A 723-nucleotide genomic window follows, 5' to 3' on the forward strand; every position below is an offset into this window, starting at 1 on the left:
TGCGGGTACGACGGTCGTCGCCGTACTTGTCGACGATTTCCTTGAGCTCGTCACGGACGATCGCACGCTGACGCTCCGGCTTGGCCAGAATATCCTGGTAGTCCGCGATTTCAAGTTCGATCTCGGCCAATTCGTCGACGATCTTCTGACGCTCGAGAGCAGCCAGACGACGCAACTGCATCGCGAGGATGGCGTCGGACTGGATTTCGTCGACCTCGAGGAGGTTCATCAGTCCGGCGCGAGCGACGTCAACGGTCTGCGACGCACGGATCAGGGCGATGACCTCATCCAACGCGTCGAGAGCCTTGACCAGACCACGCAGGATGTGGGCGCGCTCTTCAGCCTTGCGGAGCAGGTACTTGGTGCGACGAACAATGACCTCGAGCTGATGAGTCGTGTACAGACGGATCATCTGGTCGAGGCGCAGCGTGCGCGGTACTCCGTCGACGATGGAGAGCATGTTGCAGCCGAAGCTGGTCTGCAACTGGGTGTGCTTGTAGAGGTTGTTCAGCACGACCTTGGCGACGGCGTCACGCTTGACCGTGACGACGATGCGCATGCCGACGCGGTCCGAGGATTCGTCGTGGATGTCGGAGATGCCGCCGATTTTGGCATCACGAACCTGCTCTGCGATGGACGTGATCAGATTGTCCGGGTTGACCTGGTAGGGCAGCTCGGTGATGACAATCGTGGTGCGACCCTTGGCATCTTCTTCGATCTCGA

The 723-nt window shown here is 59.9% G+C and carries 1 protein-coding gene; it reads right to left on the reverse strand.

The features are described 5' to 3' along the window. Positions 1-723: DNA gyrase subunit A (locus tag QM600_RS29470; protein ID WP_283265317.1), on the reverse strand; the 723-nt coding region annotated here is incomplete at both ends.

It is taken from the genome of Rhodococcus sp. IEGM 1379 (assembly GCF_030056815.1).
In the GTDB taxonomy this organism is placed as follows: Bacteria; Actinomycetota; Actinomycetes; order Mycobacteriales; family Mycobacteriaceae; genus Rhodococcus_F.